General features: G+C 60.8%; 28 protein-coding genes and 1 pseudogene. 15 read left to right on the top strand and 14 right to left on the bottom strand.

Annotated elements, in window-relative coordinates; translation table 11 throughout:
• A complete protein-coding gene (locus AC6LJ5_RS21525; RefSeq protein ID WP_498141561.1) occupies positions 1 to 2,082 on the bottom strand; it encodes a DUF8189 domain-containing protein in 2,082 nt (693 codons plus the stop codon).
• Between the two features lie 547 nt (positions 2,083 to 2,629).
• Here AC6LJ5_RS21525 and AC6LJ5_RS21520 point away from each other — a divergent pair.
• From AC6LJ5_RS21520 to AC6LJ5_RS21510, 3 genes are all read left to right on the top strand, one after another.
• Positions 2,630 to 3,697 carry a YkvI family membrane protein gene (locus tag AC6LJ5_RS21520; protein WP_498141560.1) on the top strand — a complete coding sequence of 356 codons (1,068 nt, stop codon included), beginning with the start codon at positions 2,630 to 2,632 and terminating at the stop codon, positions 3,695 to 3,697.
• Between the two features lie 147 nt (positions 3,698 to 3,844).
• Positions 3,845 to 4,258, top strand: a complete 414-nt coding sequence (locus tag AC6LJ5_RS21515) for a PaaI family thioesterase (RefSeq protein ID WP_103274141.1) — start codon at positions 3,845 to 3,847, stop codon at positions 4,256 to 4,258.
• A 127-nt stretch (positions 4,259 to 4,385) separates the two neighbouring features.
• Positions 4,386 to 4,826 (top strand): hypothetical protein, encoded by a 441-nt coding sequence (locus AC6LJ5_RS21510; RefSeq protein WP_498141559.1) that lies wholly within the window; start codon positions 4,386 to 4,388, stop codon positions 4,824 to 4,826.
• Between the two features lie 25 nt (positions 4,827 to 4,851).
• Here the strand turns inward: AC6LJ5_RS21510 and AC6LJ5_RS21505 are convergent, their stop codons facing one another.
• Together AC6LJ5_RS21505 and AC6LJ5_RS21500 are read right to left on the bottom strand one after the other, a co-directional pair.
• Positions 4,852 to 5,295, bottom strand: coding sequence for a DUF695 domain-containing protein (locus AC6LJ5_RS21505; RefSeq protein ID WP_212320639.1), 444 nt, complete (start codon positions 5,293 to 5,295; stop codon positions 4,852 to 4,854).
• Positions 5,296 to 5,701: 406 nt separating this feature from the next.
• Positions 5,702 to 6,034, bottom strand: coding sequence for a hypothetical protein (locus AC6LJ5_RS21500; RefSeq protein WP_498141558.1), 333 nt, complete (start codon positions 6,032 to 6,034; stop codon positions 5,702 to 5,704).
• 607 nt (positions 6,035 to 6,641) lie between these two features.
• On the opposite strand from AC6LJ5_RS21500, the gene AC6LJ5_RS21495 reads away from it, so the two are divergent.
• The 8 genes and pseudogenes from AC6LJ5_RS21495 to AC6LJ5_RS21460 all read left to right on the top strand — a co-directional run bounded on the left by AC6LJ5_RS21495 (position 6,642) and on the right by AC6LJ5_RS21460 (position 13,125).
• Positions 6,642 to 7,733, top strand: coding sequence for a ParA family protein (locus tag AC6LJ5_RS21495; protein WP_498141557.1), 1,092 nt, complete (start codon positions 6,642 to 6,644; stop codon positions 7,731 to 7,733).
• Positions 7,730 to 8,419, top strand: a complete 690-nt coding sequence (locus AC6LJ5_RS21490; protein WP_498141556.1) for a RelA/SpoT domain-containing protein — start codon at positions 7,730 to 7,732, stop codon at positions 8,417 to 8,419. Before AC6LJ5_RS21495 ends, AC6LJ5_RS21490 begins: the two co-directional genes overlap by 4 nt.
• 263 nt (positions 8,420 to 8,682) lie before the next feature.
• A pseudogene (locus AC6LJ5_RS21485) lies at positions 8,683 to 9,553 on the top strand (IS256 family transposase); the annotation flags it as partial.
• Positions 9,554 to 9,773: 220 nt separating this feature from the next.
• The gene (locus tag AC6LJ5_RS21480; RefSeq protein ID WP_498141555.1) at positions 9,774 to 11,096 is read left to right on the top strand and encodes a hypothetical protein; all 1,323 of its coding nucleotides are present in this window, start codon (positions 9,774 to 9,776) and stop codon (positions 11,094 to 11,096) included.
• Between the two features lie 308 nt (positions 11,097 to 11,404).
• A complete protein-coding gene (locus tag AC6LJ5_RS21475; RefSeq protein WP_498141554.1) occupies positions 11,405 to 11,767 on the top strand; it encodes a hypothetical protein in 363 nt (120 codons plus the stop codon).
• 54 nt (positions 11,768 to 11,821) lie between these two features.
• Positions 11,822 to 12,259 (top strand): hypothetical protein, encoded by a 438-nt coding sequence (locus tag AC6LJ5_RS21470; protein WP_498141553.1) that lies wholly within the window; start codon positions 11,822 to 11,824, stop codon positions 12,257 to 12,259.
• On the top strand, positions 12,256 to 12,624 hold the full coding sequence (locus tag AC6LJ5_RS21465) for an Imm8 family immunity protein (RefSeq protein ID WP_498141552.1): 369 nt from the start codon (positions 12,256 to 12,258) through the stop codon (positions 12,622 to 12,624). The genes AC6LJ5_RS21470 and AC6LJ5_RS21465 overlap by 4 nt, the downstream gene beginning before the upstream one ends.
• A gap of 36 nt (positions 12,625 to 12,660) precedes the next feature.
• Complete coding sequence (locus tag AC6LJ5_RS21460; protein ID WP_392409983.1) at positions 12,661 to 13,125, top strand: hypothetical protein; 465 nt, start codon at positions 12,661 to 12,663, stop codon at positions 13,123 to 13,125.
• Between the two features lie 45 nt (positions 13,126 to 13,170).
• Here the strand turns inward: AC6LJ5_RS21460 and AC6LJ5_RS21455 are convergent, their stop codons facing one another.
• Both AC6LJ5_RS21455 and AC6LJ5_RS21450 read right to left on the bottom strand, forming a co-directional pair.
• Complete coding sequence (locus tag AC6LJ5_RS21455; RefSeq protein ID WP_498141551.1) at positions 13,171 to 13,548, bottom strand: hypothetical protein; 378 nt, start codon at positions 13,546 to 13,548, stop codon at positions 13,171 to 13,173.
• Between the two features lie 103 nt (positions 13,549 to 13,651).
• Positions 13,652 to 14,266 (bottom strand): LysE family translocator, encoded by a 615-nt coding sequence (locus AC6LJ5_RS21450; RefSeq protein ID WP_498141550.1) that lies wholly within the window; start codon positions 14,264 to 14,266, stop codon positions 13,652 to 13,654.
• A gap of 81 nt (positions 14,267 to 14,347) precedes the next feature.
• Between AC6LJ5_RS21450 and AC6LJ5_RS21445 the strand changes: the two genes are divergently transcribed.
• Both AC6LJ5_RS21445 and AC6LJ5_RS21440 read left to right on the top strand, forming a co-directional pair.
• The gene (locus AC6LJ5_RS21445; RefSeq protein ID WP_103274152.1) at positions 14,348 to 14,800 is read left to right on the top strand and encodes an Lrp/AsnC family transcriptional regulator; all 453 of its coding nucleotides are present in this window, start codon (positions 14,348 to 14,350) and stop codon (positions 14,798 to 14,800) included.
• A 156-nt stretch (positions 14,801 to 14,956) separates the two neighbouring features.
• Positions 14,957 to 15,475, top strand: a complete 519-nt coding sequence (locus tag AC6LJ5_RS21440) for an O-acetyl-ADP-ribose deacetylase (RefSeq protein WP_498141549.1) — start codon at positions 14,957 to 14,959, stop codon at positions 15,473 to 15,475.
• Positions 15,476 to 15,531: 56 nt separating this feature from the next.
• On the opposite strand, the gene AC6LJ5_RS21435 is transcribed toward AC6LJ5_RS21440, so the two are convergent.
• The 3 genes from AC6LJ5_RS21435 to AC6LJ5_RS21425 form a co-directional block, all read right to left on the bottom strand.
• Positions 15,532 to 15,957 carry a DUF6896 domain-containing protein gene (locus tag AC6LJ5_RS21435; protein ID WP_498141548.1) on the bottom strand — a complete coding sequence of 142 codons (426 nt, stop codon included), beginning with the start codon at positions 15,955 to 15,957 and terminating at the stop codon, positions 15,532 to 15,534.
• A 137-nt stretch (positions 15,958 to 16,094) separates the two neighbouring features.
• Positions 16,095 to 17,246, bottom strand: coding sequence for an NADH-dependent flavin oxidoreductase (locus AC6LJ5_RS21430; RefSeq protein ID WP_498141547.1), 1,152 nt, complete (start codon positions 17,244 to 17,246; stop codon positions 16,095 to 16,097).
• 142 nt (positions 17,247 to 17,388) lie between these two features.
• Complete coding sequence (locus tag AC6LJ5_RS21425) at positions 17,389 to 18,339, bottom strand: LysR family transcriptional regulator (RefSeq protein WP_498141546.1); 951 nt, start codon at positions 18,337 to 18,339, stop codon at positions 17,389 to 17,391.
• Positions 18,340 to 18,509: 170 nt separating this feature from the next.
• Between AC6LJ5_RS21425 and AC6LJ5_RS21420 the strand changes: the two genes are divergently transcribed.
• Both AC6LJ5_RS21420 and AC6LJ5_RS21415 read left to right on the top strand, forming a co-directional pair.
• Positions 18,510 to 19,427, top strand: a complete 918-nt coding sequence (locus AC6LJ5_RS21420) for an alpha/beta hydrolase (protein WP_498141545.1) — start codon at positions 18,510 to 18,512, stop codon at positions 19,425 to 19,427.
• An 85-nt stretch (positions 19,428 to 19,512) separates the two neighbouring features.
• Positions 19,513 to 20,160: an SDR family oxidoreductase gene (locus AC6LJ5_RS21415; protein WP_498141544.1), complete on the top strand. Its 648-nt coding sequence runs from the start codon at positions 19,513 to 19,515 to the stop codon at positions 20,158 to 20,160.
• A 216-nt stretch (positions 20,161 to 20,376) separates the two neighbouring features.
• On the opposite strand, the gene AC6LJ5_RS21410 is transcribed toward AC6LJ5_RS21415, so the two are convergent.
• The 6 genes from AC6LJ5_RS21410 to AC6LJ5_RS21385 all read right to left on the bottom strand — a co-directional run bounded on the left by AC6LJ5_RS21410 (position 20,377) and on the right by AC6LJ5_RS21385 (position 24,838).
• Complete coding sequence (locus AC6LJ5_RS21410) at positions 20,377 to 20,547, bottom strand: hypothetical protein (RefSeq protein WP_498141543.1); 171 nt, start codon at positions 20,545 to 20,547, stop codon at positions 20,377 to 20,379.
• Between the two features lie 518 nt (positions 20,548 to 21,065).
• Positions 21,066 to 21,434, bottom strand: a complete 369-nt coding sequence (locus AC6LJ5_RS21405) for a hypothetical protein (protein ID WP_498141542.1) — start codon at positions 21,432 to 21,434, stop codon at positions 21,066 to 21,068.
• 164 nt (positions 21,435 to 21,598) lie between these two features.
• A complete protein-coding gene (locus AC6LJ5_RS21400) occupies positions 21,599 to 22,012 on the bottom strand; it encodes an SMI1/KNR4 family protein (RefSeq protein ID WP_498141541.1) in 414 nt (137 codons plus the stop codon).
• Between the two features lie 147 nt (positions 22,013 to 22,159).
• Complete coding sequence (locus AC6LJ5_RS21395) at positions 22,160 to 23,086, bottom strand: alpha/beta hydrolase (protein WP_498141540.1); 927 nt, start codon at positions 23,084 to 23,086, stop codon at positions 22,160 to 22,162.
• Between the two features lie 35 nt (positions 23,087 to 23,121).
• Positions 23,122 to 23,745: a glutathione S-transferase family protein gene (locus tag AC6LJ5_RS21390; RefSeq protein ID WP_498141539.1), complete on the bottom strand. Its 624-nt coding sequence runs from the start codon at positions 23,743 to 23,745 to the stop codon at positions 23,122 to 23,124.
• A 127-nt stretch (positions 23,746 to 23,872) separates the two neighbouring features.
• Positions 23,873 to 24,838: a LysR family transcriptional regulator gene (locus tag AC6LJ5_RS21385; RefSeq protein WP_498141538.1), complete on the bottom strand. Its 966-nt coding sequence runs from the start codon at positions 24,836 to 24,838 to the stop codon at positions 23,873 to 23,875.
• Positions 24,839 to 24,858 lie beyond the last annotated feature (20 nt).

Below are 24,858 nucleotides of genomic sequence, written 5' to 3'. Positions count from 1 at the left end.
TCAGTTGGTGGAAGTGGGTTCGGCCGTGCGCGAGGCCTGGCTGGGCATGCGCTCGACGGCCAGCGTGCCGGGGCGGTCCGGGGAAGGGCGCAGCACCACCGCATGGTTCTGCCCGCCCGCGCCCAGATTGGGCAGGTCGGCCGGCCGCGCCGCCACTGCCTTGAAAGGGCCGCCGCCGCTGGCGGGCACGCCGTCCAGCGTCAGGTTGGCCGCCCACGCGCCGCCGTGGCGCGACAGCACCTGGTAACGCTGCGGCGCGCCGGCGGCGCGGGCGACGATGTACACCGTGTCGCCGATCACGCTCATCGCGGGCGGCGACGCGGCCAGCGCGTCCAGCTTCGCCGGCTTGCCGCGCTCGACCAGCCAGAGCGCGCCGCCCGGACGTTCCAGGATCGCCAGCATGACATTGCCCTGCGCGTCGACGCCCACCGCCGGGCGGCCGATATAGGGCACGCCCAGGTCGGCCGGCGCGCTCCAGTCCATGCTCATATCGCTGGTGTCGCCGGCCTCCACCAGCCGGATCAGATGATTGTCGCCACGCTGCCGGAAATACAGCTCGACGCGGCGCTCGTGGTCGCGGATCGCCGCCAGCCCGCCCGCCGCCTGCGGCGCCGGCACGCGCCGCCAGTCCTGCCACTCGGGCGCCTTGCCCTTGGGAGCCGGCAACTGGCGCGTGTAGTACAGCGCGCCCGCCGAGGTGGCGGCCAGGATCACATAGCGCCCGTCGGCGGCGCGCGCCGCGGCCGGCGAGCCGGTCACGCCGTCCAGCGCCGGCAGGGCCTGCCACGTCCCCCAGCTGCCGTCGATGCCCGACGGCGCGATCCAGTGCAGCTGGCCGTCGTAGCCCAGCGCCACGGCGGCCGCGTCGCCCTGCGGCGCCACCACCGGAATCTGCGCCACCCGCATGCCGCCCAGCGCCTGCCAGCCTTGCCAGGTGCCGTCATGGCGCTGCTTGTTGGCCCACACGCCGCCCAGCGGGTCGCGCGCCATCAGGCCCGCCGTGCCGTCGGCATGGGTGTAGCTGACCAGCGGCCCGTTGGTGCGGCCGCCCAGGCTCTGCCAGCGACGCTGGCCCGAGTCCCAGCGATTGACGGCCGCATTGGTCTCGCCGGCGGCGAACACCACCAGGCCGCCGCGCCCGTCGGCGTACAACTGCGGCGTGATGTCCTGGCGCGACACGTAGTAGGCGCGCTGCACCCAGGCGGCGGCCGGGCCGGCCGGCTCCTTGCAGCCGCTCGGGCCGGCGCAGTAGTGGTAGTCGTTCCAGGCGTAGTGCTGGAAGATCACGGACTTGCCGGCGATCTCGGCCGGGTCCAGGTTGCTGGCGCGTTCCTGGCTGGGGTAGTCGATATAGCCTGCCTCGGCGTAATTGCCGGGCACGCGCAGCATGGCCTCGCGCACCAGCCGCGCGCTGGCGATATGGTCGGGATGGCCGTGGCCCGCGCAGCGCCAGCACAGCTGCGTGTAGGGCACGCTGATGGTGTCGTCCAGGTGGCGCACCGTGGTCGGCGCGTACTGGCGGATCAGGTCGGCCAGCGTGTCGACCAGCTCGGGACGGGTATAGCGCTCGGCATGCGGGCCCAGCGTATCGGCGCTCTGGCCGGGCTCGGACTCGACGCGGCTCAGCGGCGTCAGGCTGCCCCAGCCCTGGCCCAGCCAGGGATCCTTCAGGCGCATGTGCCACAGCTGCACGCGCGGGTTGCCCTTGAGCGTGAAGCGCGCGATCGTGTGCCCGCCGGCCACGGCCGTGTCTTCCTGCCATTCATCGGGCTGATGCGCCATGTAGGCATAGGCCGCGCGCACGCCGCGTTCGCGGCCCAGCATGTAGCCGTCGCCCTCGCCAGCGTCGCTGGCGGTCAGGTAGACCAGCTGCACGCAGCCGCCCGCCTCGATGTTCGAGGCGATATCCGGGTTCATGAACAGCAGGTCGTCGTCCAGGTGCGCGACAAAGGCCAGGTCCTTGATGCCATGGCATTGCGCCAGCGTGGGCGGGGCGGCCGGCGCGGCCAGCGGCAGCAGGCAGGCCAGCGCGCACAGCAGGGCGCGGGCGGCGCGTATCGGCCAGGCCATCGTTGCGGGCATATCAGTCCTTGCGTGACAGGCGGCGCGTCTCCGAAGCGCGTCGGGATCGGCGGACGCCGGGCTGGGGTCGAAGTGGGGAATTGTAGTGCGGCCGGATGACGGGCTCGTGCGGGAAGCGCCTGCACAACGATCCTGGCGGCAGAGCAGGGCGGCATTGCGCGACCGAGGCCGGACTGCAAGTCCTGGCCCGTGCGGCAAGTCGTGCCGCGCCGGGCGTCCATCCAAGCGCTCGAATGGGTTCTTGCCTACCGTGGGAAAACCCCGAGTCCGCAACCCTTGCACAGAATATTCTCGAATCCGATAATTTTCTTATTCGAGAATTATTGCGTCGTACCCGTGCAAGGACCGCAGGCCCGCTTCCGAGTGCCGCGAGCCGCGCCCAGGCGCCGACGCATGCCTGCGAGCCGTGCCGAACCGGCGTCTGCGCGCCATCCGTAGACAACGGATAGCACGCAAACCCCGGGGACCGCCCGCCACGCTCGCAGGCGCCCGCAGCGCATCAGTACATACCTATAAGTACATACACAAGTACAAACCGGAGACATGCATGAGCGCGTTCAAGGAAATCAGCAAGATAGCCGGCGCCTTCGTCGGCGTGATCGTCGGCGCGGGCTTCGCCTCGGGCCAGGAGATCCTGCAATTCTTCACCAGCTTCGGCGTCTACGGCCTGATCGGCTGCGTGGTCGCGGGCCTGACCTTCGTCTTCCTGTCCATGGTCTTCTCGACCCTGGGCCAGCGCCTGCGGGCGCAGTCGCACAAGGAAGTCGTCCAGGCCCTGCTGGGCCGGCACCTGGGCATGGTGTTCGACCTGCTCATCACCTTCTTCCTGTTCGCCATCACGGTCGTGATGCTGGCTGGCGCCGGCTCGCTGCTGCAGCAATGGCTGGGCCTGCCCGAAGTCTGGGGCAGCGTGCTGGCCACCATCGCCACCGTGCTGATCGTGTGCCTGGACGTGCGCCAGGTCATCGCCTTCATCGGCGCCGTCACGCCGCTGCTGGTGTTCCTGACCGTCGTGGTCGCCGCCTATGTCGTCAGCACCCCGCACGCCAGCCACGACGTGCTGCTGGCCGCCGCGCAACAGCAGCCGCGCGGCGCCAGCCAGTGGCTGGTGGCCGCCTTCCTGTACGTGTCCTACAACATCGTCGCCGGCATGCCGTTCCTGGTCATCATGGGCGGACAGGCCAGCTCGCGCCGCAACGCGCTGTGGGGCGGCGTCCTGGGCGGCGTGCTGCTCGGCATCCTGATGCTGCTGATCGGCGCCGCCATGTACCTGCGCATCGACACCCTGGGCGGCGTGTCCATGCCCATGCTGGCGCTGGCCACCCAGATCTCGCCGGGACTGGGCCACCTGATGTCCCTGGCCATCTTCGGCATGATCCTGAACACCGCCGTCGGCATGCTGTACGCCTTCGTCGCCCGCATCCTGCCGGCCGGCGGCGCGCCGTTCCGCCTGGGCACCAGCGTCGCCGGCATCGCCGCGCTGGCCGGCAGCTTCGTCGGCTTCATCAAGCTGGTCGGCGTGGTCTATCCCATCTACGGCTACATCGGTTTTCTGCTGATGGGCTGCACGCTGGTGTGCTGGCTGCGCTCGGCGCGGCCGCGCGCCATCGCATGAGGCAGGCAGGGGCCCCGTCCGCCCGACAGGCCCCGGCAAGCCCCGGCCGGCCATACGGTGTTCGATACCCCTGCGCGCGCGGACCGGGTATCGTCATGGCGCACAAGATCGCATAGCCACCGTATTCAACCGACCAAGGAACGCAAGATGCTTCGTCCCGGAATCACCCTGGATAATTTCCTCGAACGCCAGCGCGGCACGCTGCCCGACACCTACGGCGTGCGGCCGCTGGCCCTGTCCGAAGGGCGCATGAGCATGGAAATGACCGTCGCGCCCTGGATGATGGCGCCCAACGGCTACCTGCACGCCGCCAGCCTGGTCATGCTGGCCGACACCTGCGCCGGCTACGCCACCATGGCGCACCTGCCCGAAGGCGCCAAGGGCTTCACCACGCTGGAACTGAAATCCAACTTCCTTGGCACCGCCCGCGAAGGCGTGCTGAGCGTGGAAGCCATCGCCGACCACATGGGCCGCACCACGCAAATTTGGTCCGCCAACGTGATCGACGCCACCGGCCGCAAGCTGGCGCTGTTCCGCTGCTCGCAGGTCATACTCTGGTGATCGTTGGATAATGCAGTCCGTGGGCGACGCGCCGAATGACGCCGCGCCGCCCGCCACCATCGACGATCACGATTCCCGGCACACGGCGCGCGCCGCAAGTCCGCCCGGGAACACAGGAGCGCAAGGCATGACGCTGAAAAAGAAAGGGAAGTTCTGGTACGGCACGACGCAGGAAGACCTGCGGACGGAAATGCGCCGCTACAGCGCCGACAACGTCTACGAGGCCACCCGCTACGCCGCCTCGGCCTGCGCCTGCGGCGGCAAGACCTTCACGCTGGACACCGACGAAGACGCCGGCGTCGCGCTGCGCACCTGCACGGCCTGCGGCAACGAACACTATATGGGTGATAGCGCCAGCTACGCGGACGAGGCCGAGCCGGCGCGCCACCCCTGCGTGTGCGATGGCGAAGCGTTCGAGCTGCTGTCGGGTGTCGCCCTGTATGAAGACAGCAACGACGTGCGCTGGTACTACATCGGCTGCCGCTGCGCGCAGTGCGATCTGGTCGGCGTCTTTGCCGACTGGAAATGCGAGGCAGGAGACGCCGACGCTTTCCTGGCGGCGGTCTGACGCGCAGCCGCCGCCGCTGCGCCGCTCAATGAAGCTGGTCTGAGCCTTCGGGTTGCAATCCCGACAGGGCGTTCCAGTCGGGATCCTTGTACGTGCGCAGCTGCAGGGGATAGGCCGGATGGCCCGCCAGGCAGGCGTTGAACGCATCCAGGAAGGCCTCGACGTCGTGGGTGTAGTAGCGCCATTCCTTCTGATGATTGCCGGTCAGGCACGCCACCTGCACGCCGATGGGGGAGTCCTCGAAGCCCTTTTCGATGGCCTCTTCGAAATTGTTGGTGTGCTGCTTGTCTTCCTCATTGGGCATGCCGGATTCGACGCCCTGGTACGGCCAGGAGATGACGATCAGGTTGTCATTGGCCTGACGCGCGGACGCCGACGGCAGCCCGGTACGAAAGCGAACGATAACCGACAGGCCGTCGATCTGGGCTTCGCCCACCGACCACAGATCGCCTGGAAAAATGCTGCTCATGGAGAAGATTCCTGTGTGGATGCCGGACCGATGTGGAGCGGCGGTTGTTGCTGGGACAAGTTTGCGCGGATGGTTTTGAGGACGGGGCAGGGCGTATGCCGGGCGGGTTCTCGCGGCGTCTCGATGCAGCGTTCGGTGGATGGCGCTCTCAAGGAAAGCCAGAGCCGTCTTGCGGAATGAGCGTAGGGATATCAGTGCGCCATTGTGACCGTCGTCCGGGACATAGGCATAGCTTGTCTGTAAATGTCGAACAAGGCGAGCGTCTATCGCATGCAGGTTGCGAGGATGGATGCGCGCAAGGCTTGATGCGCCGGAACAGGGCGCGGGTTGGGTGTGCGATTGATTGCCTGCCTGCCGGCAATCTGGCCAGGGAGGCCGGCAGGCGTTCGCTACGACGCGACGGGTCTTATTGAATGACCGTGGGCGCGGCATGCTGCGCCGCGCCGGGCTCCGTGGCTGCGTCGATCGCGCGGGCCTGTTCCAGCATGGTCTCGGTCAGGACGCCCAGGTGTTCGCACAGGCATTCCACGCCGCCCATCAGCGAGGCAACGGTCCACGCGTCCAAAGGCTGCGCGCCGGTGGCGTCGGGCTCGGCCGCGCTATTGCCGACCATGCGGGCGATGGTCTCGATGGCGTTGCGGGCGCGGTCGATGTGGTGGAGCGGGGCGAGAGGGATCAGGCCGAGTTCTGGGTCGGTGGGGATGGACCAGGGGTTTTGAGTGAGGGGGTGTTGCGTCATGACTGCCTCCTGAGACTGGGAAAAATCCCGCGTCCCACTTCCAAATGGGGTGGGCGGGCACAAGACAAGGTTGGAAGACCGGCGTCACAGGGAACCGGCGTACGCAAGCGTACCCCCGTCCAGGCCCGCCCGTAGGGACGTGCAGAGGCAAGCGGACATGAATAAGCCGCCAAAGCGGCGGCTGTCCGCCTGTGACCTTTCCGGCTTCCATTCCGGACTACCGTTGTTTGCGGTAGTGGGGGGAGTATACGGCAGGCGAGGAGGGGGAATGGGGAAATCGGACGGGGTTACTTCGCAGACTTAGTCATGCTTGGATATAGGTGCGAATTTGGCTCAATGCCTGCTGTCGACCTTCTTCTGTCGTTCAACTAGGTCTTACCCCCGGTGACCATTTCGAAGGTGCAACGGTCGTTCGAGCAGTTATCGCGGTCGCCGCATTCAGCGATTAGTGCACTCTGCACCTAGCGGCGAGTCGGCTTGCTCAGGCGCGAAATCTCTCATCCGGCATACGAGCACTTCGAAACTTGCTTATTGCCCAGTACAATTCACAGATCAACTTTTCGCGAACGTCGACTACGGCGTGATGCGGCTCACATCGGCGATTCCTATGAAAACTATATCTGTCTTCAATAACAAGGGCGGCGTCGGCAAGACAACCTTGACCTTTCATCTAGCCCACGCGTTTGCCGAAATGGGTCTGCGCACGCTATTGATCGATCTGGATCCTCAGTGCAACTTGACGATCTTGAGCATGGATGCCGAAAAACTTCACGAAATTTGGCAGGCAGAAGACGGCTTTATCGATGATTTCGAGGCAACGAAGAACGGCATGCCCGCAGCCGAATTTAGGAAAATAAGCTCGTCCACGCGATCGATCCACTTCCTTTTAAAGCCGACCGAAGATGGTGTATCGGACCTTGACGACGTTAGCCCGCCGTGGAATCTTGCCCCGTCCCTCGACCTCATCCCGGGACGGCTCACCTTGCACATGTACGAGGATCGTCTTGCCAATCGCTTTCCCCAAGCGTATCAGAGTGATCCGCTTGCGATTCGGTCACTAACTAAATTTCGCAGTATTGCTGGGAGCTACGCTGAGCGATTCAAATATGATGTCGTTATCTTCGATACATCTCCAAGTTTGGGAATGTTGAACAAGGTCATCATTTCAACGACTGATGGTTTTGTCATTCCGTGTATGCCAGACATGTTCTCACTTTACGGCATTCGAAATATCGGCAACGCACTCCGCATCTGGAAGAATCAGTTCGACTCTCTTTATACATTATTGCCAAAGGATAAGCGAAATCAATTTCCAGACGAATACGTTCGGCTGCTAGGCTATACGATCTATAATTCAAAAAAATACTCGAGCCGGAATAAATGGGATCTTGCAACTGCCCATTACACCTACGCAATGCAGATCCCCCCAACAATAAAAGAGTTTATTGGTGAGCAAGTCCGCGGGAAGCTCACCGACGAGCAGCTCAACGAGCCGATTGGGGGAACTGCCGTTATGCATACCCATAACACGCTCCCTAATATGGCGCAAAAGTACCACACACCCATGTGGAAAGTACCCTCGTGGAAAGTGCTCGAATCGGATGACGTTCCGACAATTGCTGGAAATCGCACGACTTACGAAACAACGAAAGAGAAATATATGATCTTCGCCTCAGATCTTTTGGCGAGGATGCAATGAACAACATCGATCTGAATGAAGAGATTTTTTTACCCATTCTGCATCGCTATAGAGATGATTATGGTGACTTAGAACTATGGCGCCGTCATGTTGTAGATTTCTTTAGCTTGCACCCAAAACTGAATGATCACGTTCATTCGGTTAAGTCCCGGCTTAAAGATCCGGACCACCTTAAAGAGAAAATTGCCAGAAAGTGGGACGAGAGCGATCCGATAACGCCAGGCAACCTATTCTCTAAAATCACCGACTTGGCCGGAGTAAGGGTCCTACTACTTCATCAGGAGAAATTTCTTCCCGTAAAAAAGGCGATTGATTCGAGAATCGATCGGAAAGAGTGGTGTCTCGTGGAGCCTCCGAAGGCATATACTTGGGACCCAGAGGCAAAGATTTTTTTCGAATCGCTGGGATATGCGGTCCACACTAAGGAAAGTTTTTATACCAGTGTCCATTATGTCGTAAAGCAATACGAGGAATCGCCAATTTGCTGCGAGATTCAGGTGCGGACGCTATTCGAAGAAATTTGGGGAGAAGTTGATCATAAAATCAACTATCCAGAAAAGACGGGGAACTTGAACTGTCGCGACCAGATTTTGGTCTTGGCAAAATTGATCGGCGCCGGTAGTAGGCTTGTCGATTCGATTTTCGCATCGCATGCAGTGAGCCAACCCGCCCGCGATAGTCACTGAAAATTTGCCAAGAAGCATCAATCTAGCGATGGACCGATGTCGGCGGTGGAGCCGAAGTTTAAATGTTCACGCAATGGCTTTGAAGAGTGGCAGGAGATGACCGATAACAGACGATAGTGGCGGGGCGCTCCGCCCAGTTCAAGATGATGACCAATCTGGCAGCGGAGGGGGGCTAAAGCATAGATAGTATCCAGCATCCCTCGTCGTGCTGGGGCTGTCATTAATTTCGTGTTCAGGGCATAACATACGTCCAAGGAGTATGTATGCCTCGCACCCCGAAGTCCAAGCTGGCGGATCTGCCGGCTATTCCCCCTGAGCTGTTGGAGTCGTTCGGTAACGGCCCGATGACGGCCGAAGCCATCAACGCTGCGTCTCTGGCCTTCAAGAAGGCATTGATTGAGCGAGCGCTCGCAGGCGAGATGAACCATCATCTAGGCTATCCGAGCGGTGCAGCCAAGCCGGCCGATGTCGCCAACCAGCGCAATGGCAAGGGCGCCAAGACGGTGCTCACCGAGGAAGGCCCTGTGCGTATCGAGGTGCCGCGCGACCGCGACGGCAGCTTCGCACCGCTGCTTATCCCCAAGCACGAACGGCGTTTTACTGGTTTTGACGACAAGATCGTCGCTATGTACGCCCGAGGCATGACGGTGCGCGAGATCCAGGGATTTCTGCTGGAGCAATATGCCACCGAGGTCTCGCCGGAGTTCATCAGTTCAGTGACAGATGAGGTCATGGCCGAGGTCACTGCCTGGCAGTCTCGGCCTCTGGAACCGATGTACCCGGTCGTCTTCTTTGACGCGCTGCGGGTCAAGATCCGCCAGGATGCGGTCGTACGCAACAAGGCCATCTACCTGGCGTTGGGTGTGTTGCCCGATGGTTCACGCGACATTCTTGGCCTTTGGATCGAGGGCACCGAAGGCGCCAAGTTCTGGATGAAGGTCTTCAATGATCTGAAGACCCGAGGCGTGGGCGATATCCTGATCGCTGTGACCGATGGCTTGAAGGGCATGCCCGAGGCCCTGGCCGCTGTCTTTCCCGCGACCACGCTGCAAACCTGCATCGTGCATCTGATCCGCAACAGCCTGGATTACGCGACCTGGAAGGATCGCAAGGCGCTTGCCGCAGCCGCACGATCAGTATGTCTATCTGACGGATATGCTGACGCAGAAGCCCCATCAGATCGCCGAGATCCTGCCGCATGGGTGGACGCCCGCCACCTAGGCTGCTCCGTCAAGGATATTTTGGGCGGGCGCTTACGACTTTGTTTGTAGCACGATATTATCTCTATTATCGTGATCTCCATCACTGGAGATGGTGGAATAGAGATCGCAGGTGAAAAAAGAGGAGCTGACAAATGCAGGTAGATGCCGACGCTGTTAAAGCTGTAATGATGACGGAGATTGAGCAGGACCGCGCGGCTATCAGTCGAACGATAGAGAAGCTCCAGGCCGAGCTTTCAACAGCTCCCTATAGCGGCAAGGAGGCTGCGCTCACGCATGGGCAACGATATAGAAAGCTGGCGCTTTGCTATTACCTCAAAAAGAACCAGGCAGCGGCTATAGAACTCGACGATTTCGTCGAATCCTTCTTGGAGTTCGCTTCACTCCGCTTTCTGGAAGAGGCTCAGAAGCTGGGTGCCTGGACGCTAAATTCGAAGTTCCTATCATCGCATCCCGCGCTGCTCGATCAGCTGAACTATAGCTATCGCCGACATCGGACAAGATTTGACATCTACCATCCCGACAATTTACAGGAAATTGATCATCGATTTCTCTCGCTACCGGCTCCTGTCTATGATGATATGTTTCCAAAAATCAAGATCGCTTATCAGAGTCGGCAGCACTCGGAAAATTACTTAGAATTAGCCGAAAACTACATCGAAGACTACGTGCTTCCAGAACTAAAAGCATATTCTCGGGAGAATCCTTATCTTTTTAGAAAGGCTCAGGTCATCGACCATGTCGTCGAGCGTTTTACAGCACGAGATTACATTTCGCTCTCCTACGTCGTTCCTCCGTTGATAGAAGGAACTTTCCAGAGCATCTGCGAGAGTTTGGGGCTACGTGCCGCTAGGCTTCAGAAGGCGGCCCTGAATCAGGTTGTCGAACACATCAAAAACCATACCAAGGCCATTGGCATGGAGTATCTTTTGTTCATTATGCCGATGCGCCGAAATCTCATCGCTCATGGTCGGGAACTCGATGTAACCTATCGCGAATTTGCAGTTGGCTTCTTGCTGGATATCGACCTACTGCTGACGGTCGCCGAGCATCGAACTCTTCCATGGAATGCTCGTCTTGAAATCGTTAAGCGCCCCAGTGTGAAGGCGGTAAAGAGGATTTTCACTATCAAGAACGATAACGTGCCTTCACACGTCGCGGAAGAATGCCGAAAGTTGGGCGATTGGTTGGAGTCCAGCACGTTCTGGGACGAGTTAGGCCAGCAACTGACGGGACCAGACATTGAGCAGAGGGAGACAGAAAGATTTGTCAGGAATCTGCTGAAGCGCTCTAACGAACTGGCCGCGCCAGATATTGCGTCACGGATTGCTGATCGGTGCCTTGTGTTTTTAAAAGAGACTCTGCCGGCGGTTAGGATGCGCATAAAATCTGAAAAACTAAGGCTGGACGAAGTTATTAAGAAAATCAAAGTCTTAATGGCTCGCGAAGAGTCATGATCACTAGGTAAATGCTCGGTGTACCTCTGAATCTCCTGCACCCGAACTCGCGCATTAATGCCTAGCTACCAGCGCTAATCCAGTCTTCGACATGGTTTCCATTGAATGGTGGGCACTATTGAGGGCAATGACTGCGTTCAAGACGTGTTCGTCGAGCGCTTATCGTTCGCTGCGTGGCAAGCACGGATGCTAATGGGTAAATTTCGTTACGACAGCCAAGCGGCTTTGTGATTGGGCTTGGCCGATAGATAGGCATCCACGCAAATGCTTGTATCTGGTGAGCACTAGGCCCCAAAGGATTCTTAACCGTGACCATGACACGCTTGTTGGAATTGGAGACGACGCTGGACGCCATAGGATGGCGTCTCGCCAACGCGAACGCCGACAAGTTCAACGTACACATGAACGCCATCGATTGGACCTTTCAGTACCGGAACACCGAGCTGAAAGCGGACGCCTTCATCTACCTGGCCAGCGGCCTCACTGGCGTCACGAACGACCTAGCGGACCTGCTCTATCTAGAAATCCGCCGTACAGGCGAAACGTTCTACTTCGAAAAGATCAAGTCCCCGGCGTGGAGAGCATTCCTCAAGGACGTACGCACCGCATTCTCAAAGCTAGCCTCGGATCACGTATACGCGGGTAAAGCCGGAGCCCCCACCGCGCCATAGCCCAACAGCTATCGCCCCACACAGGCCCCTCCTCACGCCCAAGCGTCCACCAAGATGACCGCATTCTTCCTCTACTTCGAAACCAAGAACGAATCATCAACCGACTACCGTTCCTTCACCAACGTCGGCGCCTTCATCGTCCCCAAGACGATCGATTCCGGAAAAATGCCCATCCTCCTCCACGGCAAGCCTCTCGCAGCCCGCATGATTTCCGACGGCAGCAATCACGGCATCGCCGACTACTTCACAGGCAGCGACAAGCACCAGATCAGGGACATGCTGTTAGCCTTCATCCATGCCCGAGTGCAAAACGACGCGGTGATCGCCAACCTCATGAAGTTCATCTACAACAACCAGGAAACGCTGACGCTCGATGACGGCGACCCCGTCGATCTCGCCTATGCCGAATTCAAGCAGCGCTTTGACCCGTCGCTGTTCGAGCGCGACCGCTGCGTCCGGGTGACCTTGCGGGGATTCGGAAGCCAGCCATGAAAAAGCTCGCGGTTCCCCTGGAAATCAAGGACATCGCTTCCTCGAACATCACCGCCTTGCCATCATGGCGGCCGGACAGCCGGGAACAGGTATTCCTGGGCCTGGACCTGGAGATCGGCTTGCGGGGCGAGCGCGCCTCCAATATGTTCCATGTCCGCGTCGCCACGCCCGAGGCCTTGCGGCTGCACGGCGGCGACTTTTGCATGGTGAAGCACCGCAAGCTGGTGATTTCCGATTTCGACTGGAAGCAGCTGAGCGCCTTGCTGGACGACATCGTGCGCGATTGCGCGAGAGGCAGCTGGGAAGAATCCGGCGCGGTGCTGCAGCGGTACTTCAACTGGGAGTATGAAGACTATTCCGCGTAAGGCCAGGCATCAACGACCACCATTCAGAAAGACCAAATGTTGATCGACAGGGAAATCAAGCCGGGCGTCTCGCTAGGCGGCATCAAGCTGGGTGAGAGCGTGGACCTCTACCTGGACAAGCTGTCCACGCATTATCTGGTGCGTGATGACAGGGAGGCGTCATGGGCGTTTGTGGGCGACGACCTGATATCCATCGCGTATGACGCGGACAGATTGATTACCACGGTCTGCGCCAACTCCAGGTTCCAGGGCAGCTACGCCGGACTGATCTGGCCCGGCATGACCGTATTGCAGGTGATCCAGAACACCCACGCTCAAACCGAGTATGCCGGGTGCATCGTGATCAACGGCATCGACGGGGTGGGGCTGCCCTTGCCGGAAGAACATGATGATTTCGAGAACCTGGGGCAATCGATTCCTGACGAGACCGTGCTGGAGTACATCAGCGTGTTCCAGGAAACCTGGGGTAAGAGGCGGCGCAAGAAGCAGCGCGGGAAGTAGGGCGGGAAGCAGGGCAGGAGGCGGGGGGGGCGCAGACCGTCAGGCTCACGCACCCGCGCGCCGCGCCAATACGCCGCTTTCGATCAGGCGCGACAGCAAGCGCGCATAACTCGGATGGGGATCGGCGGCGTTGTCGGCCAGGACCGCCGTCAGGCGTGCGTCGGACGGATCGATGCGCTGGTAGTGGCTGCCGCCATCAAACCCGGCCGGCTGGAATGCCGCGCATAGATCAACGACAGCCTGATACTCGGCGAGCCGCAGCCTGTCCAACTCGCGCGCGGCCATCATGTCGGAGCTCCAGCCCGTTGCCTGATCCGCCGCCGTCAGATAGGCAGCCAGGTCGTAGACCGGCATCCAGGCGGGGCCGGTGAGGCCGGCTCCTGTTTGGAATAGATCGGCCAGGTTTGCGGGGGCAGGCGGCATGGGCATTCTTGCGTGGCGTCGGTCCATGGTTGGCCTTTAGCCTAGGGTCGTGCCCGTCAGCGTCGGCGTCCGGCAAGCATACCGGACGGGACGGCCATTTCCGCTACCGGTGCGCCGCCATGAACCCCGCCGCCAGCAGAATCATCCCGCCAGCCGTCCCATCGATCAAACGCCGCCGCCACTCGCTCAGGCTGCCGCCGCCAAGCCGGCCAAACCCGACGCACACCGCCGAATACACCACCGCGCACCAGAACATGAACGCTGCCGACAGCAGCAGCGCCTGCACGGTGGTATTGCCCTGCTGCCGATCCATGAATTGCGGCAGGATCGCCAGGTAGACCAGCATCCCCTTCGGGTTGAGCAGCGAGGTCAGGAAGCCCTTGTACAGCTGATCCTTGACCCGCTCGCGTGAGGCTTGCAGGCCGCCGGGGCGCATGGAGGCCCGCACCAGCTTGGCGGCCAGGAAGACCAGATAGCTGATGCCGGTCCAGCGGATGATCTCGAACAGCAGCGGCGACGCCGCGACGACGGCGGCGAGCCCTAGCGCCACCAGCAGCGAGTGGACGCAATAGCCCAGGATGATGCCCGCCGTGGCGCGAAACCCCGCCGCGGTGCCGGTGGACACCGCCTGCGAGGCGACGAAAAGAATGTCGGGCCCAGGGGTGCAAACCAGCGGAATGACGGTGGCCGAAAACAGAAGAAGCGTAGAAATATCCATGGCGCAAGCTTATCGGGACTTGCCTGGAAGGTGCTTCCAAGGTCTTGCAGGGAATCCTGTATCTAAGGCAATATTTCTCGCATGGACGATATAGATAGAAAGATTCTTGCGGAGCTGCAGCGCGACGGGCGGCTTTCTCTCACGGACCTGGGCGAGCGGATCGGGTTGAGCCTGTCTCCTTGCCACCGGCGGGTTCGCGCCCTGGAAGAGGCGGGGGTGATCGCGGACTATCGGGCGAACCTGAATCCCTCGGCGGTGGGATTGAATTTTTCCGCCATCGTGTTCGTGACCTTGCGGGTCACGGACCGGGCCGCCGTGCAGGCTTTCGAGGACGCGGTCCCGCAGATTCCGGAAATCATCCAGGCGCAGCGGCTGTTCGGCGATCCGGATTTCCTGCTGCACGTGGTCACGACGGATCTGGCGGCGTATCAGAAGCTGTATGACTACAGCCTGTCGACCTTGCCGAGCGTGCAGCGGCTGACGTCGACCTTGGTGATGAGGAATGTGGTGCAGAATCGGGCTCTGCCGATTTGATCGGGCGTCCTGATCGGGGAATTCGGATCGGGCGTGAATGCTATCCTGCTCGCGTCCGCTCCCGTCCGACCGTTGTCGCGCGAAAACTCCCGGTGTCGATGCGCAATCGATGCCGTGGTCGCGACAGCCCCGATCCCGTTTTCAAGTAGCAAGAATATGCCCACCCGCCTGCGAGCCATCCGTTCCGATATCACGAAGCTTCAAGTCGACGCCATCGTCAACGCGGCGAACTCTTCATTGCTGGGCGGCGGCGGCGTCGATGGCGCGATCCATCGCGCCGCCGGGCCAGACCTGGTGCATGAATGCAGGCTGCTGGGTGGCTGCAAGACCGGCGAGGCCAAGGTGACCAAGGCCTATCGTCTGTCCGCGCAGTACATCATTCATACGGTGGGGCCGGTATGGCGGGGCGGTGATAACGGGGAGCCGGGCTTGCTGTCCAGCTGCTATCGCCGGTGCATCGAACTGGCGCAGGACAGGGCGCTTGCGTCGATTGCGTTTCCCAGCATCAGCACGGGCATCTATGGCTATCCCATTGAATTGGCGGCTCAGGAAGCGGTCCAGAGCGTTCGTGCAAGCCTGTCTGTGGAATCGTCGATTCAGGAAGTGCTCTTCTGCTGTTTTTCGCAGGAGGACTTGCTTCAATATGAGCGCGTCCTGAATGGACTGCCTGCCTGATCGGTGCTGGGAAATAGCCGCCGGGCCGCAAGCGGCGGCGTTCAACAAGGCGGCAATCAAACGTCCGTGGCGTACACCCGATCGGATCCCGCCAGGTAGCAAACCGTCGATTCCGGGCAGACAATCTCGCCGGATGCGACGGCCTGATCAAACGCCGCCTTCACGGCTTCGGGCGTCTCGAACCCATATGCAGCCAGGTTCGGCATGGCGAACTGCGCGATACGCCCGCGATTGAATCCGTCCGCCTCGCCGTGTTCGCCAAAGTCGAAATCCACGGTGCCGGACGGCAGCCAGACCGCGCACCCGATGCCGTGCTTGTAGTACCGAATGCCGTCCTCGAGCATGCCAGGTAGCGGGAGGTCCATCCCGGCCCAATCCATGGCTGAAGTCGGCATCCTGATGCCGGAGGCTTGCAGTTTCTGGAGGGCCATGCGAACGCTGGCCTGGTAGTCACGGATCAGGCGGTGTAGGTGGGGGTTCATACGCTCATTTTTTGCCGAATAGTCGCTTTCGACCCATTGCCGCCGTCCAAGTTTCGATGATGGATGTCTGCTTTGCCGCACATGCTGCCGCTGCAAGCGACAGTCGCAGCTATCAACCTGCAGCTAGCTCGTTGAAACTAGCTGACCTGCGGGGTCAGCTCCACTGTTGGAATCCATCCTGGCGCTGCCGCGATAGCCTGCCACAAGCCGTCTGGGATAGACAGCTTTTCGCGCTCATTGAGGTCCAACTCCTGTCGGATCTGCTGACCACAGCCCGACTCTGCCAATCCCACCCAATCGGGGTTCATCACCAACCCTTTACCCACGGTCACCAGCGACAGCCCCAGATTCAGGGCGGCCTGGGCCTGCTCGGGTGTACGTAGCATGCCTGCCGCCAAGACCGGTACACGGTTACCTACGTGTGCAATCAATTGCTCCACCGTGAGGCGGGTATCCGTGCCGAGCGGCCGAGCTCCCAGAACGTCGTTGAGAGAGACATGCAGATAGTCGATGCCTTCGGCGATCAGCCCATCTACCAGGTTGCAGATGTCCGGCACACGGTAGCCACCGTCCTCGCGCTCCTCGGGCGAGATGCGATAGCCGAGTAAGAACGGGCGCTTGGCATGCGTTGCAATCACCTGTCTGGCCTCCCGGATCACGGCCAGCGCGAAGCGCATGCGCTTGTCCTGCGAACCGCCCCATTCATCATCGCGCTGGTTGTAGCGCGGTGAGAAAAAGTTCTGCAGCAGGAATCCGTGCGCGCCATGCAATTCCACTCCATCAAACCCAGCCTCGATCGCCCGGCGCGTGGCCTCTCCGAAGGCGTGCACCATCTCCAATACCTCTACATGCGACAAGGCCCGGGGCGTCACGTCGCCCCGGTTGAAGGGGGCGGCCAGCGCATTGACGGCACTGGAACTCACGAGTTCGCCGCCAGGCACAGCCTCCACCACCGCCTTGTTGCCTGCATGGAAGATTTGCAGGACGGCTGGAGCGCCGCCGCTCTTGGCAGCTTGCGCCAATCGGCGCAGGCTGGGAATGAAGCGGTCGTCATAGGCGGCGAACTCATCAGTGAATCCGATGCCGTTCTCCGCCACATGCGTGCAGCCGGTGATGACCATGCCCACCCCCTGGGCGCGGCGGCGGTAGTAGTCCAGTTCGGCATCCGAGATGGAGCCATCGGGACTGGCAGACCAGGTGGTCATGGGCGCCATCACCACGCGGTTGCGAAGTGTCAGGCCGTTGTCGAAGGCAAAGGTTTGGAACAGGGTGGGGTGTTTGGAAGTCATGGAGAAGTCTCGGCCCAGCGCAGGCGCCTGGAAAGGAAGGTCACAGGACTTCCAATCTGAGGCCAAAGCGGCCGCACGCCAAGATTTCCAATCTATACAACAGTATTCAGTCCAGATTGACAATGACGAGTGGGAGCGTCGCTCAGCGCACTCGCTGCTTTTTGGAAGGCGGTTGCTGCAGGGGCGCCATGCTCTCGCGCTTCTCGACCAGAAAATCAATCAATGCCCGTACCTTGGCAGGCATTTGCGCCCGGGTCGGGGCATAGATGTAAAAGCCCGCGAAGGGCTTACACCAGGGTTGCAGCACACGCACCAGCGCCCCGGAGTCCAGATGCTGCCGCACCGCAATGTCGATGTGCTGCATGAGGCCCGCCCCTTGCAGCGCGGCGCGGATCATCCCATCATCGTCATTGGTAATGATGCGGCCCTGTGGCTCCACCATGAACGTGTGTTCGCCCGCCTCGGGCGAGGTGAACTCCCAGGCATGGATCGCACCGCTCGTCTGCCTGAAACGCAGGCAGTTGTGCCGGGCTAGATCGGCCGGCGTACCTGGCACCCCATGCTGCTCAAAGTACGCCGGTGTCGCCACCACCGCCATTTCCAGCGCCGGAGTGATCGGCACAGCCACCATATGCTCGGCCAGGCTCTCGCCGATGCGAATGCCTGCATCGCAGCCGTCGGCCACGATGTTGGCCAGCGCATCGTCCATCACCAATTCCAGCTGCAGCCTGGGGTAGCGCATGCAGAACTCTCCCAGATGCGGCTCCAGCAGGGTCTTGGCTGCCACCCGGGAGGTGTTGACGCGCACCAGGCCCGAAGGTTCGTCACCTGCGTCATGCATGGTGCGCACCGTGCGCTCCACGGCGACCAGGGCCGGATACCACACGTCATACAGGCGCTGGCCTTCCTCGGTCAGCGACATGTCACGAGTCGTGCGGTACAGCAGCTTGACGTTCAGCCGGCGCTCCAGCGCCTTCACGTTCTGCGACAGGTTCGCTCGGGATACGCCCATTTCCGCTGCGGCCTTGGTAAAGCTGCGGTGGTGGGCCACGTGGGCGAACCATGCCAGGGAGGGAAGCAGCGACGGGTCCATATGTCTTTTATTGTCAATTTCAAAATACAACTGTAGTACGGATTGATGGCTATGACGAATCAAATATCCGGCCTACAGTGCATCCATCGGTGCTTGGCCGCACGCCTGCAGAGGACAGTGACCAGGCCATTTCCACTCAGCGGCCAATCCACGGCAACAAGGAGTCCACCATGCAAAGCGTCAAGATCAAGACCACCTACTGGGACATCGCGGCAGACCTGCATTTCCCGCCCAACTTCGACCAGACCAAGAAGTACCCGGCCATCATCAGCGCCCACCCTATCGGAAGCTGCAAAGAGCAGACCGCCGGAAATGTCTATGGCAAGGCACTGGCAGAAGCCGGGTTTGTTGTCATCGCCTTCGACCGCAGCACGCAAGGCCAGAGCGGTGGCGAGCCCCGCTACATTGAAGACCCGGCCATGGCCGTGGAAGACTTCAGCCGGGTCGCGGACTACCTGGTCACGTTGCCATATGTGGATGCCGACCGAATTGGCGTGCTGGGCATCTGCGGCGGCGGGGGCTATGCCATCAATGCGACCATGATCGAGCGCCGCATCAAGGCCCTGGTCAGCATCACCGGCGTCAACTACGGCCGTCTGTGCCGTGAAGGCTTCAGCGGCTTCGACCCGATTGGCCAGATGGAAGCCGTGGCCCAGCAACGCACCGCCGAGGCCAGGGGCGAGGCGCTCAAGGTTGACCTGTTCGTTCCGCCCTCGCTGGATGCCGCCGCCCAGGCGGGCATCACGGACGTTGATGTGCTCGGCGCCACGGATTACTACCGCAACCGCTGCATCAACGACAACGCCGGCACGCGAGCGCTGTTCTCGCGCCGCGCTGCCTCTGCCGCCTGGGATGCCTTCCATCTGGCCGAGACGCTGCTGACGACGCCGATGATGGTGGTGGTTGGCGACAAGCCGGGCGGCTTTGGCGCCTATCGCGATGGGCTGGAGATTTACGCGCGCGCCGCGTCGAAGGTTAAGGAACTGGTCGTTGTCGAGGGTGCTTCACACTACGAGTTGTACGACCAGCCGGGCCCTGTCGGTCAGGCGTTGGCCAAGCTGATCCCCTTCTATCAGCAAAACCTGTAAGGCCCAGCCCGACGCTTTCTGAAGATGAAACAGCCATCGGCCCTACCGGGAACGGCAGGGCCGATCTGGTTTGGAGAACTGCATCATGACCAAGGCCAAAACCAAAGTACTGATCCTGGGCGCCAGTGGCCAGATCGCTCGCCATGCCGTGCAGATGCTGGGCGAGCGCCAGGATGTCGAGCAAACCCTGCTCGTGCGCGATCCCAAGAAGCTGACCGGCAATGAACCCTTCAATGCCAGGATCGCCATCGGCGATGTGATGGACAAGAAACTGCTGCCCCAGCTCATGGAAGGGCAGGACGTCGTCTACGCCAATCTGGCGGGCGACGTGGACAAACAGACTGCCCACATCCTTGCGGTGATGAAGTCCAAGGGCGTCAAACGCCTGATCTTCGTGAACTCGCTGGGTATCTACGATGAAGTTCCTGGCAAGTTTGGCGAGTGGAACCGCAAGGAGATCGGCCAGTATCTGCCGCCGTACCGCCAGTCGGCAGATCTGATCGAGGTCTCCGATATCGAGTACACCATCCTGCGTGCCGCGTGGCTGCAGGACGAGGATGAGGTGGATTACGAGATCACCGGTCGCGATGAGCCTTTCAGGGGCACCGAAGTTTCGCGCAAGAGCGTAGCGGCGCTGGTGACCAAACTGATTGAGCATCCCGATACCTTGGTAAGGGCCAACGTGGGTGTGAACAAACCCAATACCAACGGCGACAAACCTGCTTTCGTGTGACGTAGTCACTTCAAGCCGTCAAGCGTTCTCCTGTCATAGCGAGAAATGGACGGCGGCCAACCCCTTCGAAACGGGCTGCTGGTGGTGCTTCATCGAAGTCCGCGTCTGGCTTTCCGTATGGCGGTCCTTCAGGAGCGGTGCTGCGCGACGGCCGTGATGCTCGCTCCAAGCAGTATGCCGGCCACAGCACCGATAGCAATCAGACCGAAGTCGCCACTACGGCGCCTTGATCTCCTTCTCTTTTTCCTTCTCCTTTTTTGCGCCATCGTAGTGCGATTTGATGGCGAAAAACATGCCAGTGCCCAACACGAGGATCTTGAACGTACCTAAGACTACAGGGACCCAGAAATTCATCATTACCTCAAAACGCTGCTTCGGCAGCTTCATTCACGACTCGTGGATCAGGCAAGGAAAAACGAACGACAGCCGTGAGGACCACGAAAAGCATCAGCCTGATCCCGACGAGTGTGAGATCACGATGGGCGATTTCATCTTGCGCTTTAGGGAGTGAAGAACACCTACGCACCGCATCCAGAAATACTCAGCGCGGCGAGCGTCATACTCCCAAAGACCGTCGAATTCTACCGCTAAGCATCATACAAATAGTTGAATGGTTCGACTTGTATGTCTTTGGGTTCGATTTGTATGTCTTTTCTGGTTTTCTCAGGTTGAAAACATGTTTTGGGTGCGACCCTTTGTCGCAGATTCAGGCGATTGGTGCGAGCAAATTTCTATGCTGATCGTTGCGGTGTCGGAGGATGGTGCACTTCGGCGAGGCAACCGCCCGCTCCTGCAACGTGAACTAGTCCAGGCATTATTGATTCTCGAGCCGGGTTAGCCATGGCCGACGGCTTCTGGCCAGGAGTCGTCTTCGACGATCCGCTGTTTCCGACCTATACCGAACGTCAACCTGTCTGGAAGTGGGACCGGACTGCTTCGATATCTCCTGCAGCTAGATACTTCCACAGCAGGACTGCTTTGTCCTGAGGCAGCGCCTGAACCTCTTTCGCCGGGCACAATTTCGTCTCATAGTCCTGGTCGGCCCACTCTTCCCAGCGTGCAGTCCCACGGCGTGTAATTTCAAGAATGTACATGGGCCCTTCGTCGTAGCCATATCGTAGCGAGCTAGCACCATGCTCTTCGTAGTCACCTTCAGTCATGCCCGGCGAGTTTTCCTCATATAGCTCTTTCACCGCTGTCGAGATCTCGTCATGTGTTGGCATGTCTTCTTCCTCGCCATACCTACGCAGCAGATAGCACCACGGATTGCTCATACAAGTCCTCTTTGTTGTCATTTTTTAAACCTTCGGCCGATACCAGGAAGTGTCCGCTCCTGGCCGGAAGCAGCCATAGGAATACTGTAGTTCTTGACCCAGAATGGGCCGTTAACGTTGCCCGACAGCGATCGCTTAAAGCAGGCATCCGCCTCGTAGGCGCATCAGCCGTCTGCCTCCAATCCGATCATTGCAACAAATCTCTCGAAATCGGGCGCTATTGGAACCACGGATTCCTTGAGATCAATATTCGTCATATCGATGGAGACAACAGGCCAGGGCACATCCGTTCTCATATCAAATGCGATGAACTCGCCACCGCCGTTGCTTCCGAAGACAAAGAACTTGGCGAAGAACTCCTCACAGTCGCCGACACGGGCGGCGTCAATTGCCATTTCTGCAGTGTCCAGGCAAAAGTAGTATGGCTGAACAGGAAGCGGGCCTTCACCGCCATTGCTGAACGCGAGCAAATCGTAATATCGCGCTGGCATGCCTATTGGACTGACTGAGCGAAGGGCCAAAATGGCATCCTTCGTTGCGGCCTCTGTCCTGAACCAGTCTCGAGTTTCGGGAATCATGGTGCGATTTGCAATGGAACTCGGCGTCCGCGTTTGACCGCGTGCGGTTGTTAATAATGAGCTGTTTTTGACTCAAAATAGCTACTCAGTTTCGCGCAGCGACTGCCTATAGCCAGTCGCTGCAAGGTGCCAGCCCCACACGCCATTTCATCGCACCGGCAACAGATACTTCAACCCTTGCGTGAAACCTCGTGGCGCCACGGTGAGATGATCCTCGTCGTTCAAGACCGCCGATTTCAGTTTCAAGCCCGGATACTTCCTGCTTGCCAGCGCCGCTTCCAACGCCCGGTTGTCGGCCACCATGTCCACCGTCTGGTTGTAGCGCTGGTCGCCTTTGCGCAAGGCTTCCTGGGCGCCGACATACAGATAGACATTCGCCTTCAAGTCCTGATGCTGCTCGGCGTAGCGCGCTTCGAGCTTCAAGGCGTATCGCTTGTCGTACCAGAGCGACGGGCTGCCAAGGATGTAGCTGTTGAACATGTCAGGCTCGGTGAAAAGGATCTGCGTGCCCAGCAGTGCGCCGTAGGAATGGCCCAGAAATATCGCTTTGGCAGGGTCGGCGCGATAGCGAGTGGTGATGAAGGGCTTTACCTGATCGCGCAGATACTGCTGATAGGCCTGTGCCTGACCATGGATCGAATTCGGGGGCGCGGTGCTTGGGCCGTTGGGTGTCGGCGTGTAATCACGCTGGCGGCTGACACTGCCTTCCTCGCCTTTCGCATAAGACAGGCCGACGAGTATGAATTCCTCGATCTTGGGACCCTCAACATTCAGGCGGCGGCCCAGTTGGCGGATGATCGGGAAGGCGTAATCGGCGTCGGTCACATACAGCACCGGATAGCGTCGCTGCGGCTGCTTGGCATAGGAGGGCGGCAAGGCGACGAAAACCTGGTAGCCGCGCTTGGAAACGGGATCGGGCACGTCCCATACTTCGCTGTCGGCGACCTCGTAGGGACGGCCGTCGCCTGCCTGCACCTTGGGCGTCGATGGAGCCTGGGCGTGAAGCGGGGCGACAAAGGCGCCGAGGCCGGTCATCAGTGTGGCCAACAGGGCGTATGAAAAACGTCGATGCATGGGAATGCTTCGTCGATGGGGGAAACTGCGGAACCTCAACCCTGCGCCTCCTTCACCGCCCGCCGCACCGCATCCCGCTGACCCACGCGTTCCAGATACGCCGTCAGCTTCGGAAACCGCGTCATGTCCACGCCATCCCCCTCCAGCCAGCTGCCGACGGTATACAGATAGCCATCCACGACGCTGTACCGTTCCCCCGCGACCCAGGGCCCGACGATCTGCGCTTCCAGATAGGCCGCGCAAACGGTCATGGTCTGCGGCACCTTGGCGCGCATGGCTTCATGGGCGGCGGGATCGTCGGCCCAGCGGGCGCCGCGGCGCTTGTGGGCGTGGGCGACGTGGGCGGTCGAGGCCAGGTAGCTGGCCAGTTCCTGCATGCGCGCGAAGGCGAAGGGATCGTCCAGCGGCGCGAGTCCGGCCGCCGGAAAGCTCTGCGCCACGAAGGCCAGCAGGGCGGGGGTCTCGGTCAGCACGCCCTGGGGCGTGGCCAGTGCGGGTACGCGGCCCTTGGGGTTCACGCGCAGGTAGTCCGGGCCTTGCTGCTGCCCGGCGGCGATGTCCAGTTTGACCAGGTCGAACTCGGCGCCGGCTTCGTGCAGGGCGATGTGGGTGGCCAGGGCGCAAGTGCCGGGAGCGGTGTAGAAGGTCCAGCGTGACATCGGCGATTTCCTTTCTGCGGGGGATGCTTGGGATGCCCAGGATAGAAGACGCGGGCCGTTGGGTAAAGCGGCGGGCGGCTCGCGCGCGGGCGCGCCTTGCCGCGAGGCGGCTCGGTGGCGGGCGGCGCTAGGGAGACTTCAGGCGCTGGGCCATGGAGTATCCATCGATGTAGTCGCGGAACTCCTTCAAGAATGTGGTCTCGGCCTGTGTCCGTTGCGCGTCCCGATGCCACAGCAGATGAAGATCGACCGAGCAGACGCCCTCGCCGGGAGGCAGGCGCCAAAGGCGGCCTTCCGCCAGGTCGGTCGCCACGCTGTGTTCCGGCAGGCAGCCGATGCCGAACCCCGCGATCAGCAGGCGCTTGACTTCATCGTGGTGCGAGGAGGTCGCCACGATGCGGCCGGCGAAGCCGCGTTGGTCGCGGAAGATCGTCAGCGGCGACAGGCTGTCGCCCAGGGAGTCGCTGGCGAAGGACACGAAGTTCTCGCTCAACAAGTCTTCGAGGCGGATGTCGGTTTTGCCGAACAGGGCGTGGTTGCGGCCGCAGAACAAGGCATAGCGTTGCTGCAGGAACACCTTGCTCTCCAATCGCTTGGGCATCTGGCGGCACAGGGCGATGCCGGCGGTGGCGGCGCGCTGCGCCATCAGCGTGACGATCTCGCTGCTGGGCAGGACATCCAGTTGCACGTCGATGCGCGGATGCCGACGGTGAAAGCGCGCCCAGAAATCATCGTAGACGGCCGAGTGGATGCGGCTGGCGACCAGCAGATGGATGCGCCCGCTTGATTGCGCTTCGGTGTGCGAGACATCGGTCAGCAGTTGCGACACGTTGCCGTGTATGGCTTCTGCCGCGCGGCAGACTTCCTCGCCCGCGCTGGTGATCGTGAAGGCCTTGTTGTGTCGCTCGATCAGGCGTCGTTGCAGCTGGTCCTCCAGGCGTTTGAGCGCCTGGCTGACCGCGGACTGCGTGAGGTGCAGTTTGGTGGCGGCGGCGCTGATGCTGCGTTCCTGGACGATGACCAGGAAGGTGCGAAGCAGGTTCCAATCCAGGCGTTCGCCGGGGCGGGCGGTCAGGGGCGTCGTGGTTTTCATGGGACGGAGCGGGCGTGGCG

The organism is Achromobacter sp. 1011791174 (assembly GCF_059760925.1).
The sequence above is the reverse complement of the archived record's forward strand: the minus strand, read 5'-3'. Positions and strand labels throughout refer to the sequence as shown.

Excerpts from the sequence above, each read along its gene's own strand:
- AC6LJ5_RS21405 (WP_498141542.1), bottom strand. The coding sequence starts at position 21,434 with ATGAGCAATCCGTGGTGCTATCTGCTGCGTAGGTATGGCGAGGAAGAA.
- AC6LJ5_RS21400 (WP_498141541.1), bottom strand. The coding sequence starts at position 22,012 with ATGATTCCCGAAACTCGAGACTGGTTCAGGACAGAGGCCGCAACGAAG.
- AC6LJ5_RS21385 (WP_498141538.1), bottom strand. The coding sequence starts at position 24,838 with ATGAAAACCACGACGCCCCTGACCGCCCGCCCCGGCGAACGCCTGGAT.
- AC6LJ5_RS21390 (WP_498141539.1), bottom strand. The coding sequence starts at position 23,745 with ATGTCACGCTGGACCTTCTACACCGCTCCCGGCACTTGCGCCCTGGCC.
- AC6LJ5_RS21455 (WP_498141551.1), bottom strand. The coding sequence starts at position 13,548 with ATGCCGCCTGCCCCCGCAAACCTGGCCGATCTATTCCAAACAGGAGCC.
- AC6LJ5_RS21445 (WP_103274152.1), top strand. The coding sequence starts at position 14,348 with ATGGACGATATAGATAGAAAGATTCTTGCGGAGCTGCAGCGCGACGGG.
- AC6LJ5_RS21495 (WP_498141557.1), top strand. The coding sequence starts at position 6,642 with ATGAAAACTATATCTGTCTTCAATAACAAGGGCGGCGTCGGCAAGACA.
- AC6LJ5_RS21520 (WP_498141560.1), top strand. The coding sequence starts at position 2,630 with ATGAGCGCGTTCAAGGAAATCAGCAAGATAGCCGGCGCCTTCGTCGGC.
- AC6LJ5_RS21515 (WP_103274141.1), top strand. The coding sequence starts at position 3,845 with ATGCTTCGTCCCGGAATCACCCTGGATAATTTCCTCGAACGCCAGCGC.
- AC6LJ5_RS21420 (WP_498141545.1), top strand. The coding sequence starts at position 18,510 with ATGCAAAGCGTCAAGATCAAGACCACCTACTGGGACATCGCGGCAGAC.
- AC6LJ5_RS21505 (WP_212320639.1), bottom strand. The coding sequence starts at position 5,295 with ATGAGCAGCATTTTTCCAGGCGATCTGTGGTCGGTGGGCGAAGCCCAG.
- AC6LJ5_RS21435 (WP_498141548.1), bottom strand. The coding sequence starts at position 15,957 with ATGAACCCCCACCTACACCGCCTGATCCGTGACTACCAGGCCAGCGTT.
- AC6LJ5_RS21480 (WP_498141555.1), top strand. The coding sequence starts at position 9,774 with ATGCAGGTAGATGCCGACGCTGTTAAAGCTGTAATGATGACGGAGATT.
- AC6LJ5_RS21460 (WP_392409983.1), top strand. The coding sequence starts at position 12,661 with ATGTTGATCGACAGGGAAATCAAGCCGGGCGTCTCGCTAGGCGGCATC.
- AC6LJ5_RS21425 (WP_498141546.1), bottom strand. The coding sequence starts at position 18,339 with ATGGACCCGTCGCTGCTTCCCTCCCTGGCATGGTTCGCCCACGTGGCC.
- AC6LJ5_RS21490 (WP_498141556.1), top strand. The coding sequence starts at position 7,730 with ATGAACAACATCGATCTGAATGAAGAGATTTTTTTACCCATTCTGCAT.
- AC6LJ5_RS21430 (WP_498141547.1), bottom strand. The coding sequence starts at position 17,246 with ATGACTTCCAAACACCCCACCCTGTTCCAAACCTTTGCCTTCGACAAC.
- AC6LJ5_RS21470 (WP_498141553.1), top strand. The coding sequence starts at position 11,822 with ATGACCGCATTCTTCCTCTACTTCGAAACCAAGAACGAATCATCAACC.
- AC6LJ5_RS21410 (WP_498141543.1), bottom strand. The coding sequence starts at position 20,547 with ATGAAGCTGCCGAAGCAGCGTTTTGAGGTAATGATGAATTTCTGGGTC.
- AC6LJ5_RS21440 (WP_498141549.1), top strand. The coding sequence starts at position 14,957 with ATGCCCACCCGCCTGCGAGCCATCCGTTCCGATATCACGAAGCTTCAA.
- AC6LJ5_RS21510 (WP_498141559.1), top strand. The coding sequence starts at position 4,386 with ATGACGCTGAAAAAGAAAGGGAAGTTCTGGTACGGCACGACGCAGGAA.
- AC6LJ5_RS21465 (WP_498141552.1), top strand. The coding sequence starts at position 12,256 with ATGAAAAAGCTCGCGGTTCCCCTGGAAATCAAGGACATCGCTTCCTCG.
- AC6LJ5_RS21395 (WP_498141540.1), bottom strand. The coding sequence starts at position 23,086 with ATGCATCGACGTTTTTCATACGCCCTGTTGGCCACACTGATGACCGGC.
- AC6LJ5_RS21525 (WP_498141561.1), bottom strand. The coding sequence starts at position 2,082 with ATGCCCGCAACGATGGCCTGGCCGATACGCGCCGCCCGCGCCCTGCTG.
- AC6LJ5_RS21500 (WP_498141558.1), bottom strand. The coding sequence starts at position 6,034 with ATGACGCAACACCCCCTCACTCAAAACCCCTGGTCCATCCCCACCGAC.
- AC6LJ5_RS21415 (WP_498141544.1), top strand. The coding sequence starts at position 19,513 with ATGACCAAGGCCAAAACCAAAGTACTGATCCTGGGCGCCAGTGGCCAG.
- AC6LJ5_RS21450 (WP_498141550.1), bottom strand. The coding sequence starts at position 14,266 with ATGGATATTTCTACGCTTCTTCTGTTTTCGGCCACCGTCATTCCGCTG.